We start from the raw sequence: 14,976 nt of genomic DNA, 5'->3' as shown, positions 1-14,976 counted from the left end.
GGCGACGCTACGGGAGCGTGGCCGGAGTGATTCCCCGGTCCTCGAGGAAGGTCTCGAACGCCTCCACCCGCCCATCATTCGGCGTGCGCGGGTTGCTGGCCCCCTGCGTGCCGTCTCCGGCCACCGTCTCCACGTACCAGACGACGAACTCCGCGAAGTCGTCTGGAGAGCTGGTGGCGCCGTAGTCCGAGGCCGCGCCCGCCGACTCGGTGGAATCCAGGCTGTCATCACCCCAGCCGCTGCCCGTGTCCCATTCGGAGCCCTCGGACCACAGCGTGCTTCCCGCTGGCGCCGCGTGGAAGTCGATGGCGTGGGCCATCTCGTGAATCATCGTCTCGATGGACGCCTGCGAGCCGTCCGGCGGCAGCCACAGCTGGATGCGATTGGAGCCATCCGGGTAGTAGAACCCGCCAGAGTTGGTGCCCTGAATCATCTCGATGTTCAGCGTCGTCGTGCCATCGAGCCCGAGGAGGGCCGGTAGCTGGTCTCCGAACACCGCCTCCATGCGGTCCAGGGCCGTCAGCAGGTCCTGGATGTTCTCACCCGTACCGCTCGGCACGTTGGCGGACCACTGCAGCACGATGCCCCGGTCCTGCCACTCCTTCAGGTTCTTCAGCTCGTCCTCGGACAGGTTCTCCAGCCCGAGCGGGAAGCAGCCCAGCTCCGCCGTCACCTCCCGGAGCAGCTCCTGGTGCTCCGCCGTCAGCGCAGAGTAGGTGCCCATGGTGGCGCTCTCGGGCTCGGCCACGCCATCACCGGTGGAGTCGACGACGTGCTCGTTCGTGCCGTCCCCATCCAGGTCGAACTCGGTGTCCGCCATGCCGCTGCCGTCGAGGTCCACGAACTCGGTGGCCAGGTTGAGGCTGCCGTCGTGGTCCCGGTCCGAGGCGACAATCTGGTCCGTCTCGGCGTCGACGAGATAGTCGGTGGTGCCGTCACCATCCATGTCCACCTCCTCGAGCTCCCGGTCCGCGACGCCGATGCGCTCGCGGTACTCCGCCTCCACCTCGTCGTAGGTGAGCGACGGCGGTGGCGTGGACGTGGGCGTGAGCGTCGGCGCGGGCGTCGCGGTCTGCGCCAGCACTGCCGATGGGTTGCCGGGGATGGCCGGGGCCGCGACGTTGGAGAAGCTCGACGGCTGCAGGGCGACCAGCGGCCTGGGCCGCGAGGACTCGAAGCTGGAGCCAAAGGACTGAGGCGCGGGCGCGGGCGGCTTCGGCGCTTGCGGCGCCTGGCTCTTGGCGGGAGCCGGGGCAGGTGAAGTCACGGCAACGGGCACACGCGTCTTGTTCTGGATCTGCATGGATTTCCCCCTCTTGGCTTCGCGGTAGCGAAACTTCATGAGGGTTGTCGGGAGCGCCGGCTCACCGTTGCTCGGTCATGTGGACGCGCCCCGCACCGCCGGATGGGTACCTCCATCATTTCGAAATGCGCATTTAGGTCAAGTGACCTATATTGGGGCCATGACCTCTCAGACATCGTCCGTTCAGGACACCCTCCAACACGCTCCCGAGGGAGCCGTGGTGCTCGCCGGTGGCTATGGCGTCGTCGGCGCGGAAGTCGCCCGGATGTTCCGGGCCCGTCATCCCTCGCTGCCGCTGGTGCTGGCCGGCCGGACACCTTCACGGGGCGAAGCCCTGGCCGCGGAAGTGGGTGCATCGCTTCAGGTGATGGACCTCTCGAGCCCCTCCCCGCTCGACTTCTCCGCGCGTGCCGTCGTCGCGCTGGTGAATGACCCGGTGGACCGCCTGCTGCGTGGCTGCCTCCGCGCGGGCATCCCCTTCGTGGACATCACCCGCTGGACGGCTCGCGTGCAGCAGGCGCTCGCGGTGGTGGCGGTGGAGCCGCCTCGGGCCCCGGTCGTCCTCGCCTCCGGATGGATGGGCGGCGTCATCCCGCTGGTGGGCGCGGCGCTCGCGCGGGAGCTGGGGAGCGCCTCCTCCATCGACACCTCCATCCTCTACGACCTGGCCGACCGCGCGGGCGAGGACTCCATCGAGTTCATGGACCGCATGCACGTCTCCTTCGAGGTGACGGAGGAGGGACGGCGCCGCGTGGTGGAGCCGCTGACCGAGGCGCGCCGGGTCGAGCTCGCGGGCCGGCGCCACCGGGTGGTCCGGCTCGACACGCCCGAGCAGCTCACGCTTCCCATCGTCCTGGGGGCGCGGACCGTCTCCACGCGCATTGGCTTCTCGGACGAGTCGGCGACGCTCGCGCTCCAGGCGCTCCAGGGGCTGGGCCTCTTCCACCTCCTCCGAGGCGAGCGCTTCCGCGGACTGCGCCGCGCAATGCTGCGAGGCTCGAACAAGGGAGGCCGGGCCGTGGTGCGCATCGAGGTCTCCTCCCCCGAAGGCTCGCGCGCCCTCACGCTCGTGGATGCGCGCGGGCAGGCCCACCTGACCGCGGCAGGAGCCACCCTGGCGCTGGAGCGCGCGCTGGGGCTGGATGGAGACGCGCCTCCCCAGGGTGTCTCCTTCCCGGAGCAGACCCGCGCTCCCGAGCGCGCGCTCGATGCGCTGCGCTCCCTGGGCGTGGAGCTCGAAGTGGAATCCGGTGCGGCGGCGGAGCGACGGGCGGCATGAGCACGCGCGGCGCATCCCGCAAGGGACAGGAGCGGAGCGAGGCCATCCTCGAAGCGGCGGAGCGGCTGCTCGTGGACGAGGGCCATGCGGCCCTCACGTTGCGCGGGGTGGCCCAGCGCAGCGGCATCCGCCTGGGCAACCTGCAGTACTACTTCGCGACCCGGGAGGAGCTGGTGCGGGCGCTCCTCGCGCGTGTCCTGGAGCGGGCGACTGCGCGGCTCGAGGCGCGGGTGGGTGCGGCGGGAGGCTCGGCCGGAGCGCTGGACAATGCATTGGAGTTCCTGCTGGAGGACCAGAAGGACCCTGACAGCTACCGGCTCTTCTATGACCTGTGGGCGCTGGCGGCACGGGAGCCCGCCATCGCCGAGGAGCTCCGAGGCTTCTACGCGCGCTACACCGAGATGGCGACGGAGCTGCTCGCCAGGGCGGCGCCGGAACTGTCCCGCGCCGAGGCCCGTGTGCGAGCGGAGATGCTCGTCTCCCTGATGGAGGGACTCTCGCTCTTCCGGTCCGGGACGGTGGGCACTCCGTCCCGGCGCGTCGACAACGAGCTGCGGCGGTTCGTGTCCTGGCTCACCGTGAAGTGAACCTCCCCGGAGGGGCCTCGAAGGGCGAAACAGGTAACACGTGCGAGATGAGCTATCCTGGCGAGGCTGTTCCCCCTCTCAGGAGAAACACATGCAGGCGAAGAAGCTCATCAGCGGTGTGATGCTCGCGGCAGGACTCCTCGCGGTCGGCTGTGGCGGCACCGAGGCCGACATGGCCATGGAGGAAGAGGCCAACCTTTCGACCCGCGAGGACGCGGTCATCTGGTGTAGCGACAAGAACTGGCGGGTGAACTTCTACGCCGAGCCCGAGCTCATCACCCTCGTCGGTTACATCCAGTGCCGGTGCTGGCAGCCGCGAATCGACAGCGGCACCGTGACGCAGTACCAGAAGCTCGTCAGCGAGTTCACCTGCTCCCTCGATTAGGCACCGGAGCCAGGTGTGAGCTACGGGTCCCGTGACACCTTGCCGGTGTCATGGGACTCACTCCGAGTCGATGGCGCGCCGCGCGTGGGCAATGACAGCCACGGCTGGGTATGGTCCGGGCCTTCGTCCCATCCTCGGTACGTTCTGAGACGTGCGCCCCGGGCTCGCAACAGGCGTTCGGCGGGGCCCCTCAACGCGAGGCCACTGCACCCGCGACATCAGGAACGTCCCGAGGAGAGGAAGCCGGAACACCGAGGCGGGAATCACGCACGCTGTCGACGATGGCCACCCAGTCCCCCACCTTCACGGCATCGTAGAGGACGAGGATGGCGGCGTTGTCGTGGCGGATGCAGCCGTGCGACACGTCCTCGCCCAGCCGTGGCGGCGCATTGGTGCCGTGGAGCTCCTCGCCCGAGCGCGAACCATCCGCCCAGGACAGGTCGATGATGCGCGGGCCGAAGACGAGGCCACCCCAGAGCTTCAGGCCCAGCTCCCGCGCATCCTCCGCGCCCAGCTTCTTGTTCACCTTCTTCAGGCCGGTGTTCGTCGGCGTGGCGCGCGCGCCCACTGCGTTGCCGAAGATGCCCTGCAGCCCGCCCTTCGCATCGAAGAGGAACGTCCGGTGCTCGTTCTTCACCACCAGCACGCGCAGCGGCTTGCCGTCGTAGCGCGGCACCGGGAGGTTGAGCGTCTGCCCACGCTGCTTCGGGGGCGGCGCGAGCGCATCGAGGGCTCGCAGCGTGGCGGCCTCCACCACGCCCGTGGGCTGGACCTCGGAGAATGCCGAGCGGGCGTGCACCTGGAAGTTGCGGACCGCCTTGAGCGTCTGCGGACCGAAGGCGCCATCCGCGCCACCGTGCAGGCTGAAGCCCATGTCGATGAGGGCCTGCTGCACGGCCAGCACGGCCGGGCCCCGGGCATTGCGGCCGAGCATCGCCCGGCCCGTGAACACCTGCGCCAGCTCGGGCTCGTTGCCGAAGCGGGTGTTGCGAAGCGTGTTGTAATCGTCAGGCGTCGTGGACGTGGACATGGAAGACCTCGTGAAAGGTGAAGCGAGGGAACCCATTCAGGCGACAGACACGGACGGCCGCTGCGGCGGGTCTCCGTAGGTCCGGAGCTCCCAGCCCTCCGCATGGAGGCCGAGGATGAAGTCCTTCAGGTCGTGGGCCGTGGCCTGATTCACGTGCATGAGGATGTCCAGCGGACGGCCCCACTTGCCGCAGAGCCCCTTCCAGTGGCTGCGAGAGGGCTCGCACTTGCGCGTGTCGACGAGGCCGCGAGGGGCCTTCCAGTCGTTGGTGTCCACGTCCCACCCGGTGAGCTGGAGGCCCAGCTCGGCCGCCACCTTCTGCAGCATCGGGCTCTTGGAGCCCACCCAACCCGCGCCGTACGGAGGCCGCAGCCGGTTGGGGCGTACGCCCGCGGTCTGGAAGATGAGGTCCTGCGTCCGCTGGAGATCCTGACGGAGCTGCGCCTCGGGCAGCTTGGGAAGGGGCACGTGGCTCCAGGCGTGGCTCTGGAGGATGTGGCCGCGCTCGGCGATGAGCCTGACCAGCGCCGGCTGCTTCTTCACCTCTTCGCCCAGCACGTAGAAGACGCCCTGGGCGCGATTCGCATCCAGGATGTCCAGGGTGGTCTTCAGGGCCGAGTCCGTGCCCTTGTCGTCGATGGGGCCGTCATCGAAGGTGAGGATGACACCAGGGGTGGGGTTCATTCGTCAGACCTCTCTTCGGAATCCGAAAACGTCGGAGCGTCCGAAGGTCAGACGAACGGCGGCATGAAGACGGTCTGCCCCCCTACTTCCGTCCCATCTTTGTTCATGCGCCCGACACACGGCGGGAAGGCCGCGTCGTGCGCCGGCGGCAGGGGCCCGGAGTGGGCCTCCAGCCGCCCTTCACACCGAGGTCCGAGCGGGGCTCGAGATTTGACGCGAGCGCCCAGGAGGTACGACACGCGGTATCTTCCAGGCCCACTTCGCGAGCCCCCCATGACGACGGACCCAGAAGAACCCACGGGCAGACCTCCCGCGCGCATCAACCGCGGTGACGTGTTCTGGATTGCCCCCGATGACTCGCGTGGTCCTGTCCCGGATTACTCCCATCCCCACGTGGTGGTGCAGGACGACGTCTTCAACCACTCGCGCATCACGACCGTGGTCGTGTGCGCGCTGACGTCCAACCTGCACCGGGCGAGCGAGCCCGGGAACGTCCTGCTCGACGTGGGCGAGGGAAACCTCCCCAAGCAGAGCGTCGTCGTCGTGTCGCAAATCTCCTCGGTCGACAAGACCCGCCTGGGGGAACGCATCGGCTCGCTGTCCGACGCGCGGGTGGAGCAGATTCTCGCCGGCCTGCGCTTCCAGCAGGTGTCGTTCTTCCGGCGGTAGCGAACGGCGCGGGCTTCACGCGCCGGCAGCACCACGCCCGCCCGTAGCCTCTACCCGGTTCAACGAAGATCCGGCGCACCTTGCTGGCGCCACGGGTTCGCTCTACGACAGACATCTCTGTGTCTAAGCATCAATCCAAGCTTAGCGAGACCTTCTGGTAAATTGCCCTGGGCTGATGGTTGTCCGCCCTGACGGTCTCATGCCGGGGCCGAGGGAAGCACTGCTTCAGGAAAAAGGGGAAACCGAGCATGTTCAAGAGAGCGGCAGTCCTCGTGGTGAGCTGTGGCGCGTTGCTGTCCGGCTGCGGCACCGAAGAAACGCGGAGCGAGAACCAGGAGATCATCTCCAACCTGGTCGAGGCCGGGTTCCAGGCCAATAACATCAAGGTCGTCGAGGATGCCGTGTTCGTGGGAGGCGATGCTCACGTCACCCTCGATGCGTCCCAGGAAATGCTCCAGGACGGCGAAGGCAGCAAGGAGCACTACAGGACGACCAACATCGTCGACACCTCCATCGTGAAGAAGATCTGCATCAACCCCACCTCTACGTTCAAGAGCTACGCCCTGCTCAGCCAGGGGCTCGACATGGCCATCGCCAACTACAACGCCCTGGGACTCTGCTTCACCATGGTGCGGGGCCCGGCCACCGGCTGTGACGCGAACATCATCGCGCAGACCATGGCCGGCACCAGTGGCTCCGCGGGATTCCCCTCGGGCGGCAAGCCCTACGGAGTCATCAACATCGGCATCGGGCTGCTCAACTACAACGTCGACCGGGTCGAGCACGTCATCACCCATGAGCTGGGCCACGCCCTCGGGCTCCGTCACTCGGACTACTACGCTCAGTCCACCTGTGGTGTCAGCGAGGGGAGCGCCGGCGTAGGGGCCATCCACATCCCCGGGACGCCGACCACGTCCTCGCCGGGGATGTCCATCATGAACGCCTGCATGCTGGCGACCACCAACGGCGAGTTCACCAACTACGACATCATCGCCCTCCAGTACCTCTACGGCGGCTGCTGAGCGCGACGGTTGAAGAGGAGACCCCGTGGCACCTCGCTGGAGCCACGGGGCTCGCGTTTAACTGCAGCAGCAAGATGAGCCGTTATTGCCTGACGCCGGTCTCAGGCCACACGCCACAAGCGCTGCGCCTCTTCGGCGATGACGTCCGGGAACTCCTCCTGGAAGAACAGCTTCGCTCCAGGAACGAAGCGGATGCCCTGGGAGCGGGGGAACATCTGGTCGAGGTAGCGGGCGTCCGCTTCCGGAAAGATGTCGTCACTGGTCCCCCACACGATTCGCACCGGAACCTGGCAGCGCCGGAGCTCCACTTCGATACCAGCCAGCGGGTTGGGCTCCAGCGCGACGTGGAACGCGTGGTACTGCGCCCTGCGCAACGGTGAGCTCACGAGTGGCGCGGCGTAGTACTCGATGGTCTCGTCGGCGAAGCGGCTGGGGTCGCGAAAGACGGCCGCGCCGAACGTCGACCGAGCATGCGCCTTGTCGGTCAGCCATCGAGCGGTTGCGTCCGCGAGGGTCCCGGCGCGCGCCATCTCAATCACCGGCTTGACCTTGGGCGGAGGGCTGTTGGGCTCGGTGTCGCAGTTCGTCAGGAGCACGGTCCGGACACGCTCGGGATGACGGACCATGAACAACTGCGCCACGGCGCCGCCGCTGTCGCTGGCCACGATGTCGACCGTGGAAATGCCGAGCGTGTCGAGCAATGCCACGAGCATCGCGGTCTGGGCATCCGCTCCCAGCGACTGGTGCTCCGGAACCTGCGAGTAGCCGAGTCCCATGAAGTCGGGGATGACGCATCGGCGGGAGTCGGACAGCCGGTCGATTGCACCGCGCCATTGAAAGCCGTTGAGCGGAGCGCCGTGGAGGAACAACGCCGAATCACCCGAGCCCCGCTCGACATAGGCAATCCTGCCGAACGGGAGGGTGGCGAAGCGCCGTGCCGCGCGGAACGCCGCCGCGTCTGTCGGCCGCGTCGAGGCCGTGTCCGTGGCGCCACGTCCGGTGTCCACGCGCGATACACAGCCGCCGACGACACCGGCGGCGAACGTGGCGCCGGTCCACTGCAAGAACTGTCTGCGCTTCATTTCAGAGTCTCCAGGCGATGAGTGCCGCCCATGGATGGCACCGTCGCTACCGACGCGCGCGCACGAACGGCCGGTACCCCGCACAGAAGGATGATTCCCGGCGCTTGCACGAAGCCGGGCCGCGGAAGATGGTTCAGGGAATGAGCGACAGACCCTCGTGCTACCCGGGCCCTCCGGCCACGCTGCTCTCGGGTGTCGACCCCAAGCGCCTGCCACTGCTCGACGTGCTCACCTCCCCGGTTCCCTCCGGCTTGTTCGACTCGCCGGTGGATGGCCGTCACGTGCTCTGTCTCCACGTGGGTGACCCCGTCCCCGTCACCTACCGCGTGGGCAACCACGAGCGGCAGGGAGTCCGGCTCAATGGCCAGTACTGCGTCGTGCCCGCGGGCTCGAGCACCCGGTGGACCGTGTCCCGGCCCGCGACGTCGCTGCTGCTTCGGCTGACGCCCTCGCTCCTGCGGAACACCGGCGAGGCCATGGGCCTGGGCGCGCGAGGCACCGAGCTCGACCCCGCGATTCACATCCGCGATGCCCAGGTCGAGCGCATCGGCTGGATGATGCAGGCGGAAGACCATGACGGCTATCCAGGCGGCCGGCTGTTCGCGGACAGCCTCGCCTCCGCGCTCGCCGCGCGACTCCTCGCGCTGCAATCGCGCAAGGGCACTCCGGACTCCAAACCCTCGCGCGCGCTGCCCGCATGGCGGCTGCGCCACGTGGTGGAGTACATCGAGGCGCATCTCGATGAGGACCTCACCCTCGCCGAGCTCGCGGGCGTGGCGGGTTTCAGCCTGTCGCACTTCAAACCGCTGTTCAAAAGGGCCACGGGTGTGCCCGTCCACCGCTTCGTCCTCGAGCGCCGCGTGGAGCGTGCGAAGCTGCGCCTGCTCGAAGGAGGACGCAGCCTGACGGACATCGCGCTGGAGGCGGGCTTCGCGCACCCCAGCCACATGGCTCGCTGCATGCGCCGCGTGCTGGGGCTGAGCCCCTCGCAGGTGCGTGCCCAGGGACATGACGCGCCCCGGCTCCGGGCCAGGCAGGGCCGCGACTCCTGAGGAGACCACTCCTCGCGGCGGAGCCTTCGTGCCTGGCGCCAGGGATGCCCTCCTCCACCCGAGTGCTGTCCCGTGGCTGATGCCGTCACCCCAGGCGAGCCGAATCACCGCCGCGCGCCCTATCCTCCGAGCGACATGCCTCCGTCGACATGGAGCGTGGCGCCCGTGATGAAGGCCGCCTCCGCCGACGCCAGGAAGGCCACCGCCGCGGCCACCTCCCACGTCTTCCCGGGGTGCGGCAGAGGCTGCAGGGCCTTCCGCGCCTCCACGATGTGTTCGTGGGGGTCGTCCCCTTCCGGCAGCCCCGCGTGCTCGAAAATCTCCGTGGGCATGAGGCCCGGCGAGACGGTGTTCACCCGAACTCCCAGCGGGGCCCACTTCTTGGCCATCCCGCGCCCGAGTATCTCGAGGGCTCCCTTGCTCGCGAGGTACACCAAATCAATGGCGACGTTCCTCGCGACCCCGGCGGAGCCGACGTTCACGATGGAGCCCTTCGTGGCGCGTAGGTGCGGCAGCGCGAGGTGCGAGAGCCGATAGGCCGAGCGGACGTTGAGCGCGAAGGCCTCATCGAACTGGGCGTCGGTGGCGACGCCGTCGCCGGACCCCGCCGGAGCTCCCGCATTGTTCACCAGCAGGTCCAGGCGCCCGGCGCGCCCCACCAGCTCCTCCAGCGCGCGCTCCGCGAAGCCGGGAGCGCGGAGGTCCCCCGCCAGCACGTGGGCCTGTCCACCGCCGCGCCGGATTTCCTCCGCCAACTGCTCCAGACGCTCGCGGCGGCGGGTCAGGTGGCTCCTCGCAAGGTGACGCACATCCCCATGACGGGCGTGGCCGCCATGGAGATGGCGCGAGGGAACCTGGGCATCACCGTCATGCCGAGATGGGCCGCGGAGCCTTCCCTGGCCCAAGGCGATTTGTGGGCCGTGCGCGTCGGCTCCCAGGGCCTGTGGCTCGAGTGGTCCGTGGCCACCCGCGCCGAGGACCCGGAGCCCGCCCTCTCGGCGTTCCTCGACGCCCTTCGCCAGCACCACCCACGTGCCGGCATGGACGCGCCCCGCGCCCGAGGCACGCGCGGTGGGGCGACCTCGGGTGGGACCCGCTCGCGGGCCATGAAGGCACGTCCCCAGACGTGAAAGAATGGCCCGCGACGGCTCGCGGCGGCGAGGCAACCTTCACGCAGGAGGAAGCGATGCAAGCGCGATGTGAACAGTGCGGCAATCCGCTCCCGGGCCTTCCAGCCGGCCACGTCCTGCTCACGTGCCGCCAATGCGGCGCGACGTACCACGTGCGCGACGACGGCCGCTTCCGCCGGCTGGGAAGCCCGGAGCCCTCGGGGGCCGAGGACGCCGCATCGTCCCGTGGCGCAGTCTCCGTGGCGCCGCCCAACTTCGTCATGGAGCACGGCGACGGGACACTGCGCATCGGGTGGATGGCGCCCTCCTTCGACGCGCTCTACATGATGATGGGGATTCTGCTCGCCGCCCTCCTGGCGGGCGTGCGGTTCATGGACGTCGTCACCGAGTTCAACGCCTTCCAGTGGGTCTGCGTGGGCGTGGCGCTGGTGCTGGGCCTCTATCCGGCCATCGCCGCGGCCTACAACATGACCTGGCTGGAGATGCGGGGGCACACGCTCCGCATCTCCTCGAAGCCCCTGCCCATGTTCGGCTCCGTCTCCGTGGACGTGCGCACCCTGCACAGCGTCTTCGTGCAGGGCTTCACCCAGAAGGGAGGCAAGGGGCTCATCGAGCTCAAGCGCTATGCCGTGCGCGTCCGGACGCAGGACGGGAACAAGCTCACACTGGTGGGCGGCTTCGAGGGCGAGGCGGAGCCCGCGTGGCTCGCGGGCGTCCTGCGCCGGCACCTGGGCTTGAAGGATGGCCCCTGGGACACGGAGCCCTCACGGAAGTGATGCTGCAAGGCCAGGTCCAACGGGCACCTGGCGGCCCTCTGGTGGCACCTGCAACCGGGATTCACCTCCACGCCGCAACCATTCCCAGACACCAACACGCGGCACGAGCCATTCCCCGGACCTGACGCCGTTGGAAGGAAGGAGTCCCCCACTCCCGTGGGGCTTCCTTCGCGTGAGGCCCGTGATGAGACTTCCCCCGCCCTTCCCCCGGGCGCTGCTGCCCGTGTGTGCCCTGCTGCTGTGCGTGCTCTCCGGCTGCAAGGACGACCCTGCTCCCGGGCCCGCTCCCGATGCCGGCGATGCCGGTCCCCAGGCCGAGGACTCCGGCTCCGATGCCGGCCCCTGGGACGGCACCTACACGGAGCTGGAGGAGCACGGAGACTGGCAGGACCGTGGCCGCTTCGCCCCTTGCACCTTCGACACGCAGGGGACACCCACCACCGTCTCGTGCGAGGACCTGTCCCGCTTCGACCTGTCGCAGTGTGATGCGGACGCGCTCGCCAGTGTGGAGTCCTTCGGCATCTACCAGTCAGACGTACGCGCCGAGACGCCACTGTCCGACGGCGGCACCCGCATCTCGAGCGTCTCCGTCGCCTTCAAGCTCGAGGCGGACGGAGGAGGCGTCATGAGTGGCGGGGCCTTCCGGAACCGCATCACCGACGGAGGCACCTTCTTCCTCTCCGTCGAGCGCACGGGTCCCTTCCCCGGCACCATCCTCACCGCGCTGGCCGGCTGCAAGGTGCCCTCGCCGGGCATCATCACCGGTTGCTACGCCCGCTGCCGCGACGGGCGGTTCTTCCAGTCCGGCACCTTCGAGGCCCACCGCATGACCTGGGCGGGGGGCGAGCCGGAGTCCTCCGGCGGGATGCGGCTGCTCTCCGAGTCCCCTGTCTCCCTCGGCGATGCCGTGGACGTCTACGTGACGAAGAACCACGCCTACCTCGTCTCCCAGCCCCACGCGACTCCCGAGGGCGGGCTCACCGTCTTCGACGTGACGGACCGCGAGCACCCCATCTTCAAGACCTCCATCAGCCTGCCGGGAGACAGCTCGTGGAACGGCGTCTGGGCCAAGGGGGACGCGCTCTATGTCGCCAGCGCGGCCACGGGCGTCGTCGTCTTCGACATCACCAACCCCGGCGCCCCCGAGCTCGTCCGCAGCCTGCCGGGGACCGGAGATTTCGGAGCGCATACCGTCCTCGTCGACGGGGACCGGCTCTACGCCATGTCGGGCTACGACCTGCTGCTCATCTTCGACGTCTCCAATCCCCTGGAGCCCGTGCTGCGCCAGAGCATCTCCCCGCCCCCGGACGGCATCAGCGCCCCGCATGATGCCTTCGCCTACGAGGGGCGCCTCTACATCAGCAACTCGTACGGCGGCTACTCGGTCATGGACGTCACCGACCTGGACAACATCCGGCATCTCGGCCAGTACGTGCACGGCGGCTATGCCCATCACAGCGCCGTGGGCACCTTCGCCGGCCGCACCATCGCCTTCGAGGGCAGCGAGCTCGTCGGCTCCCACATGCGCGTGCTGGACGTCACCGACCCCGCCCACATCGTCAAGATGGGCGAGTTCAAGATGCGCCCCGTCACCTCCATCCACAACATGCTCCTCAAGGGAAACCGGCTGTATGTCGCGTGGTACCAGGAGGGCGTGCGCGTGCTGGACGTGTCCGTCCCTCCCCATCCACGCCAGGTGGCGCACTTCAACACCTACCGGGAGACCCACCCCGACGCGGTGGGTGGCCTGTTGGAGGGCACCTACGGCATCCGCGTCCCCGGTGACGGGTACGTGTACGTCGCGGACTCGCTGCGCGGCCTGCTCATCTTCAACGAGCCCTGACGTCGGACGCACGTCCTCCCCTCCGGGCGCCATGCCCAGTGTCGACCTGGCGCTCGGAGCATGTGGCCGCGGGGTCCACGCCCCGTGGTCGCTCCGCTTCACCCGGCGCCGGTGCAATGGAGTGTGGCCTCACGAGTACGGTGCGGAGCCCGCACCACCTCGCCCGAGGGAATGGATGTCCTTCTCCACCCGCCTGTTGCTCACCGCGCTGTTGTCCGTCACGAGCCCCGCCCTCGCGGCCGATACGCCGGAGCAGCTCGCGCGACAGGCCATGGGCGCGTACTCGAACAAGGAGTATGCGCGTAGCGCCGACCTCTTCGCCGCCGCCGTCGCCGCGGGCTCCGACGATGGCAGCGCCTTCTACAATGGCGCGTGTGCGGCCGCGCTGGCGGGCAGGAAGGCACAGGCCCTGGAGTGGCTGACCCGCGCGGTCGACCTCGGCGCCGTCGACGCGAAGCACCTGGCCGAGGACTCGGACCTGGCGTCACTGCACGAGGACCCGCGCTGGAAGCCGCTGCTCGCGGACGCGCAGAAGGCGCACGCGCGTCGCGAGCGGATGTGGAGCAGCCCGGCGCTGGCCACGCCCTTCCGCGAGACGCTCACGGAAGACGAGCGCGTCGCCGGGTTGTCCCGGCTGTGGTCGGAGGTGAAGTTCAACTTCGTCAACTTCGACCTCGTGCCGGAGCTCGACTGGGACGCGCTGTATGCGCAATACCTCCCGCGAGTCCGCGCCGCGAAGGACACCGTCGCCTACTACCGCGAGCTGCAGGCGTTCACCTCGCGGTTGCACGACGGCCACACCGGCGCCTACATGCCGAGCGAGGTGGGCGACCTCGTCCACGCCCGGCCGGGGCTGACCACGCTGTACCTCGAGGGCCGCGTCATCGTGCGCGCCGTGTTCGACGAGCGGCTGCACTCGCTCGGCATCGTCCCGGGTTGGGAGGTCGTCACCCTCGAAGGCCAGCCGGTGGCGGAGTACGCGGCGGAGAAGGTCATGCCGTACCTGTCGTGGTCCACCCAGCAGGACAGGCTCTCGCGCGCGTACGAGCGCTTCCTGTTCGATGGCCCCATCGGAGCGGCGGTGAAGGTGGGTTTCAGGGACGCGCGCGGCGCCCTCCACGAGCTCGACGTGCCTCGCATGACCCCTCAGGCGCGCGGCGCCGCGATGCCGGCCTCGGCGCCCTTCGAATGGAAGATGCTGCCCGGCAACATCGCGTACGTGGCGCTGCGTGGCTTCGCCGATGACCGGCCGGCGGAGGCGTTCGAGGCGAGCTTCGAGCAATTCGCCAAGGCGGACGCGCTCATCCTCGACATCCGGGACCACGGCGGTGGCAACAGCGACGTCGGGTTCAGGATTCTCTCCACGCTCACGGACAAGCCGTTCGCGACCACTGCATGGAGGACGCGCGACTACCGGCCCGCGTTCCGCGCCTGGGGCCGGGGCGAGCGGTGGTTCCGCGGCGAGCCGGAGCAGGTCGCCCCCAGCGGCAGGTTCCACTTCTCGAAGCCGGTGGTGATGCTCACGAGCGCACGGACGTATTCGGCGGGCGAGGACTTCGCCGCGGTCTTCGATGCGATGAAGCGCGGGCGCATCATCGGCGAGCCCACGGGGGGCAGCACCGGGCAGCCGCTGATGATTTCGCTTCCGGGGGGCGGCCGCGCGCGCATCTGCACCAAGCGCGACACGTACCCGGATGGGAAGGAGTACGTGGGCGTCGGCGTGATTCCGCAGGCGAAGGTCACCCCGCGCTTGAGCGACTTTCGCGCCGGGCGCGACACCGTGCTGGACGCCGCGGTCCGCCTGCTGCGCGAGAAGCGCTGAGAAACGCCGGGGCCCGCGCGGGAAAAGGGGGGCGAAATCCACTTTTCTGGGATGGCCCCCGCCCCCACCCCTCATCCCATTGAAGGCCGTCCCTACCCACCCGCCGTGGAGCGGCGCAATCGCGTGCGCCATTCATGCTACGTGTCCGCGAATGTCGCAATCACTTGCGCCATTTGCGATGCCCGTCCATGAATGTCTCAATTGCTTGCGTCATTGGCGATTCGTGTATTCGAATGGCTCCGGCGCGCGCCTTCTTCCCTTATTCCTCCTCTGAAAGGGCCGGGCGCTCCGCTCCTGGACGGGGCATTGATG

13 protein-coding genes and 2 pseudogenes are annotated in these 14,976 nt (G+C 68.8%); 10 read left to right on the top strand and 5 right to left on the bottom strand.

Annotation, left to right across the window (positions count from 1 at the left end; translation table 11 throughout):
• Nucleotides 1–7: 7 nt before the first annotated feature.
• Nucleotides 8–1,303 (bottom strand): hypothetical protein, encoded by a 1,296-nt coding sequence (locus tag ACVTJA_RS14070; RefSeq protein ID WP_465836872.1) that lies wholly within the window; start codon nucleotides 1,301–1,303, stop codon nucleotides 8–10.
• Between the two features lie 160 nt (nucleotides 1,304–1,463).
• Here ACVTJA_RS14070 and ACVTJA_RS14065 point away from each other — a divergent pair, with 160 nt between their 5' ends.
• From ACVTJA_RS14065 to ACVTJA_RS14055, 3 genes are all read left to right on the top strand, one after another.
• Nucleotides 1,464–2,582 carry a saccharopine dehydrogenase family protein gene (locus ACVTJA_RS14065; RefSeq protein WP_465836871.1) on the top strand — a complete coding sequence of 373 codons (1,119 nt, stop codon included), beginning with the start codon at nucleotides 1,464–1,466 and terminating at the stop codon, nucleotides 2,580–2,582.
• On the top strand, nucleotides 2,579–3,169 hold the full coding sequence (locus ACVTJA_RS14060) for a TetR/AcrR family transcriptional regulator (RefSeq protein ID WP_465836870.1): 591 nt from the start codon (nucleotides 2,579–2,581) through the stop codon (nucleotides 3,167–3,169). The genes ACVTJA_RS14065 and ACVTJA_RS14060 overlap by 4 nt, the downstream gene beginning before the upstream one ends.
• A 91-nt stretch (nucleotides 3,170–3,260) precedes the next feature.
• Complete coding sequence (locus ACVTJA_RS14055) at nucleotides 3,261–3,554, top strand: hypothetical protein (RefSeq protein WP_465836869.1); 294 nt, start codon at nucleotides 3,261–3,263, stop codon at nucleotides 3,552–3,554.
• Between the two features lie 190 nt (nucleotides 3,555–3,744).
• Here the strand turns inward: ACVTJA_RS14055 and ACVTJA_RS14050 are convergent, their stop codons facing one another.
• The gene (locus tag ACVTJA_RS14050; protein WP_465836868.1) at nucleotides 3,745–4,584 is read right to left on the bottom strand and encodes a L,D-transpeptidase family protein; all 840 of its coding nucleotides are present in this window, start codon (nucleotides 4,582–4,584) and stop codon (nucleotides 3,745–3,747) included.
• A gap of 36 nt (nucleotides 4,585–4,620) precedes the next feature.
• The gene (locus ACVTJA_RS14045; RefSeq protein WP_465836867.1) at nucleotides 4,621–5,268 is read right to left on the bottom strand and encodes a polysaccharide deacetylase family protein; all 648 of its coding nucleotides are present in this window, start codon (nucleotides 5,266–5,268) and stop codon (nucleotides 4,621–4,623) included.
• A 273-nt stretch (nucleotides 5,269–5,541) separates the two neighbouring features.
• Here ACVTJA_RS14045 and ACVTJA_RS14040 point away from each other — a divergent pair, with 273 nt between their 5' ends.
• On the top strand, nucleotides 5,542–5,937 hold the full coding sequence (locus ACVTJA_RS14040) for a type II toxin-antitoxin system PemK/MazF family toxin (RefSeq protein WP_465836866.1): 396 nt from the start codon (nucleotides 5,542–5,544) through the stop codon (nucleotides 5,935–5,937).
• Between the two features lie 248 nt (nucleotides 5,938–6,185).
• Nucleotides 6,186–6,959: a M57 family metalloprotease gene (locus ACVTJA_RS14035; protein ID WP_465836865.1), complete on the top strand. Its 774-nt coding sequence runs from the start codon at nucleotides 6,186–6,188 to the stop codon at nucleotides 6,957–6,959.
• 101 nt (nucleotides 6,960–7,060) lie between these two features.
• Here the strand turns inward: ACVTJA_RS14035 and ACVTJA_RS14030 are convergent, their stop codons facing one another.
• Nucleotides 7,061–8,041: an alpha/beta fold hydrolase gene (locus ACVTJA_RS14030; RefSeq protein ID WP_465836864.1), complete on the bottom strand. Its 981-nt coding sequence runs from the start codon at nucleotides 8,039–8,041 to the stop codon at nucleotides 7,061–7,063.
• A gap of 140 nt (nucleotides 8,042–8,181) precedes the next feature.
• Between ACVTJA_RS14030 and ACVTJA_RS14025 the strand changes: the two genes are divergently transcribed.
• Nucleotides 8,182–9,093 carry a helix-turn-helix domain-containing protein gene (locus tag ACVTJA_RS14025; RefSeq protein ID WP_465836863.1) on the top strand — a complete coding sequence of 304 codons (912 nt, stop codon included), beginning with the start codon at nucleotides 8,182–8,184 and terminating at the stop codon, nucleotides 9,091–9,093.
• A gap of 119 nt (nucleotides 9,094–9,212) precedes the next feature.
• Here the strand turns inward: ACVTJA_RS14025 and ACVTJA_RS14020 are convergent.
• Nucleotides 9,213–9,821: pseudogene (locus ACVTJA_RS14020) on the bottom strand (SDR family NAD(P)-dependent oxidoreductase); the annotation flags it as partial.
• On the opposite strand from ACVTJA_RS14020, the pseudogene ACVTJA_RS14015 reads away from it, so the two are divergent.
• From ACVTJA_RS14015 to ACVTJA_RS14000, 4 genes and pseudogenes are all read left to right on the top strand, one after another.
• Nucleotides 9,708–10,223, top strand: a pseudogene (locus tag ACVTJA_RS14015) (LysR substrate-binding domain-containing protein); the annotation flags it as partial. The pseudogenes ACVTJA_RS14020 and ACVTJA_RS14015 sit on opposite strands and share 114 nt — an antisense overlap.
• A 56-nt stretch (nucleotides 10,224–10,279) precedes the next feature.
• Complete coding sequence (locus tag ACVTJA_RS14010) at nucleotides 10,280–10,999, top strand: hypothetical protein (RefSeq protein ID WP_465836862.1); 720 nt, start codon at nucleotides 10,280–10,282, stop codon at nucleotides 10,997–10,999.
• A gap of 184 nt (nucleotides 11,000–11,183) precedes the next feature.
• Nucleotides 11,184–12,842: an LVIVD repeat-containing protein gene (locus ACVTJA_RS14005; RefSeq protein ID WP_465836861.1), complete on the top strand. Its 1,659-nt coding sequence runs from the start codon at nucleotides 11,184–11,186 to the stop codon at nucleotides 12,840–12,842.
• 175 nt (nucleotides 12,843–13,017) lie between these two features.
• Nucleotides 13,018–14,664: a S41 family peptidase gene (locus ACVTJA_RS14000; RefSeq protein WP_465836860.1), complete on the top strand. Its 1,647-nt coding sequence runs from the start codon at nucleotides 13,018–13,020 to the stop codon at nucleotides 14,662–14,664.
• The last annotated feature ends 312 nt before the right edge of the window (nucleotides 14,665–14,976 follow it).

This window comes from Pyxidicoccus sp. M6 (assembly GCF_055568925.1).
Note: the sequence above shows the minus strand (reverse complement) of the source record. Positions and strands in the feature narration are given on the sequence as shown.

Excerpts from the sequence above, each read along its gene's own strand:
- ACVTJA_RS14070 (WP_465836872.1), bottom strand. The coding sequence starts at position 1,303 with ATGCAGATCCAGAACAAGACGCGTGTGCCCGTTGCCGTGACTTCACCT.
- ACVTJA_RS14065 (WP_465836871.1), top strand. The coding sequence starts at position 1,464 with ATGACCTCTCAGACATCGTCCGTTCAGGACACCCTCCAACACGCTCCC.
- ACVTJA_RS14060 (WP_465836870.1), top strand. The coding sequence starts at position 2,579 with ATGAGCACGCGCGGCGCATCCCGCAAGGGACAGGAGCGGAGCGAGGCC.
- ACVTJA_RS14055 (WP_465836869.1), top strand. The coding sequence starts at position 3,261 with ATGCAGGCGAAGAAGCTCATCAGCGGTGTGATGCTCGCGGCAGGACTC.
- ACVTJA_RS14050 (WP_465836868.1), bottom strand. The coding sequence starts at position 4,584 with ATGTCCACGTCCACGACGCCTGACGATTACAACACGCTTCGCAACACC.
- ACVTJA_RS14045 (WP_465836867.1), bottom strand. The coding sequence starts at position 5,268 with ATGAACCCCACCCCTGGTGTCATCCTCACCTTCGATGACGGCCCCATC.
- ACVTJA_RS14040 (WP_465836866.1), top strand. The coding sequence starts at position 5,542 with ATGACGACGGACCCAGAAGAACCCACGGGCAGACCTCCCGCGCGCATC.
- ACVTJA_RS14035 (WP_465836865.1), top strand. The coding sequence starts at position 6,186 with ATGTTCAAGAGAGCGGCAGTCCTCGTGGTGAGCTGTGGCGCGTTGCTG.
- ACVTJA_RS14030 (WP_465836864.1), bottom strand. The coding sequence starts at position 8,041 with ATGAAGCGCAGACAGTTCTTGCAGTGGACCGGCGCCACGTTCGCCGCC.
- ACVTJA_RS14025 (WP_465836863.1), top strand. The coding sequence starts at position 8,182 with ATGAGCGACAGACCCTCGTGCTACCCGGGCCCTCCGGCCACGCTGCTC.
- ACVTJA_RS14010 (WP_465836862.1), top strand. The coding sequence starts at position 10,280 with ATGCAAGCGCGATGTGAACAGTGCGGCAATCCGCTCCCGGGCCTTCCA.
- ACVTJA_RS14005 (WP_465836861.1), top strand. The coding sequence starts at position 11,184 with ATGAGACTTCCCCCGCCCTTCCCCCGGGCGCTGCTGCCCGTGTGTGCC.
- ACVTJA_RS14000 (WP_465836860.1), top strand. The coding sequence starts at position 13,018 with ATGTCCTTCTCCACCCGCCTGTTGCTCACCGCGCTGTTGTCCGTCACG.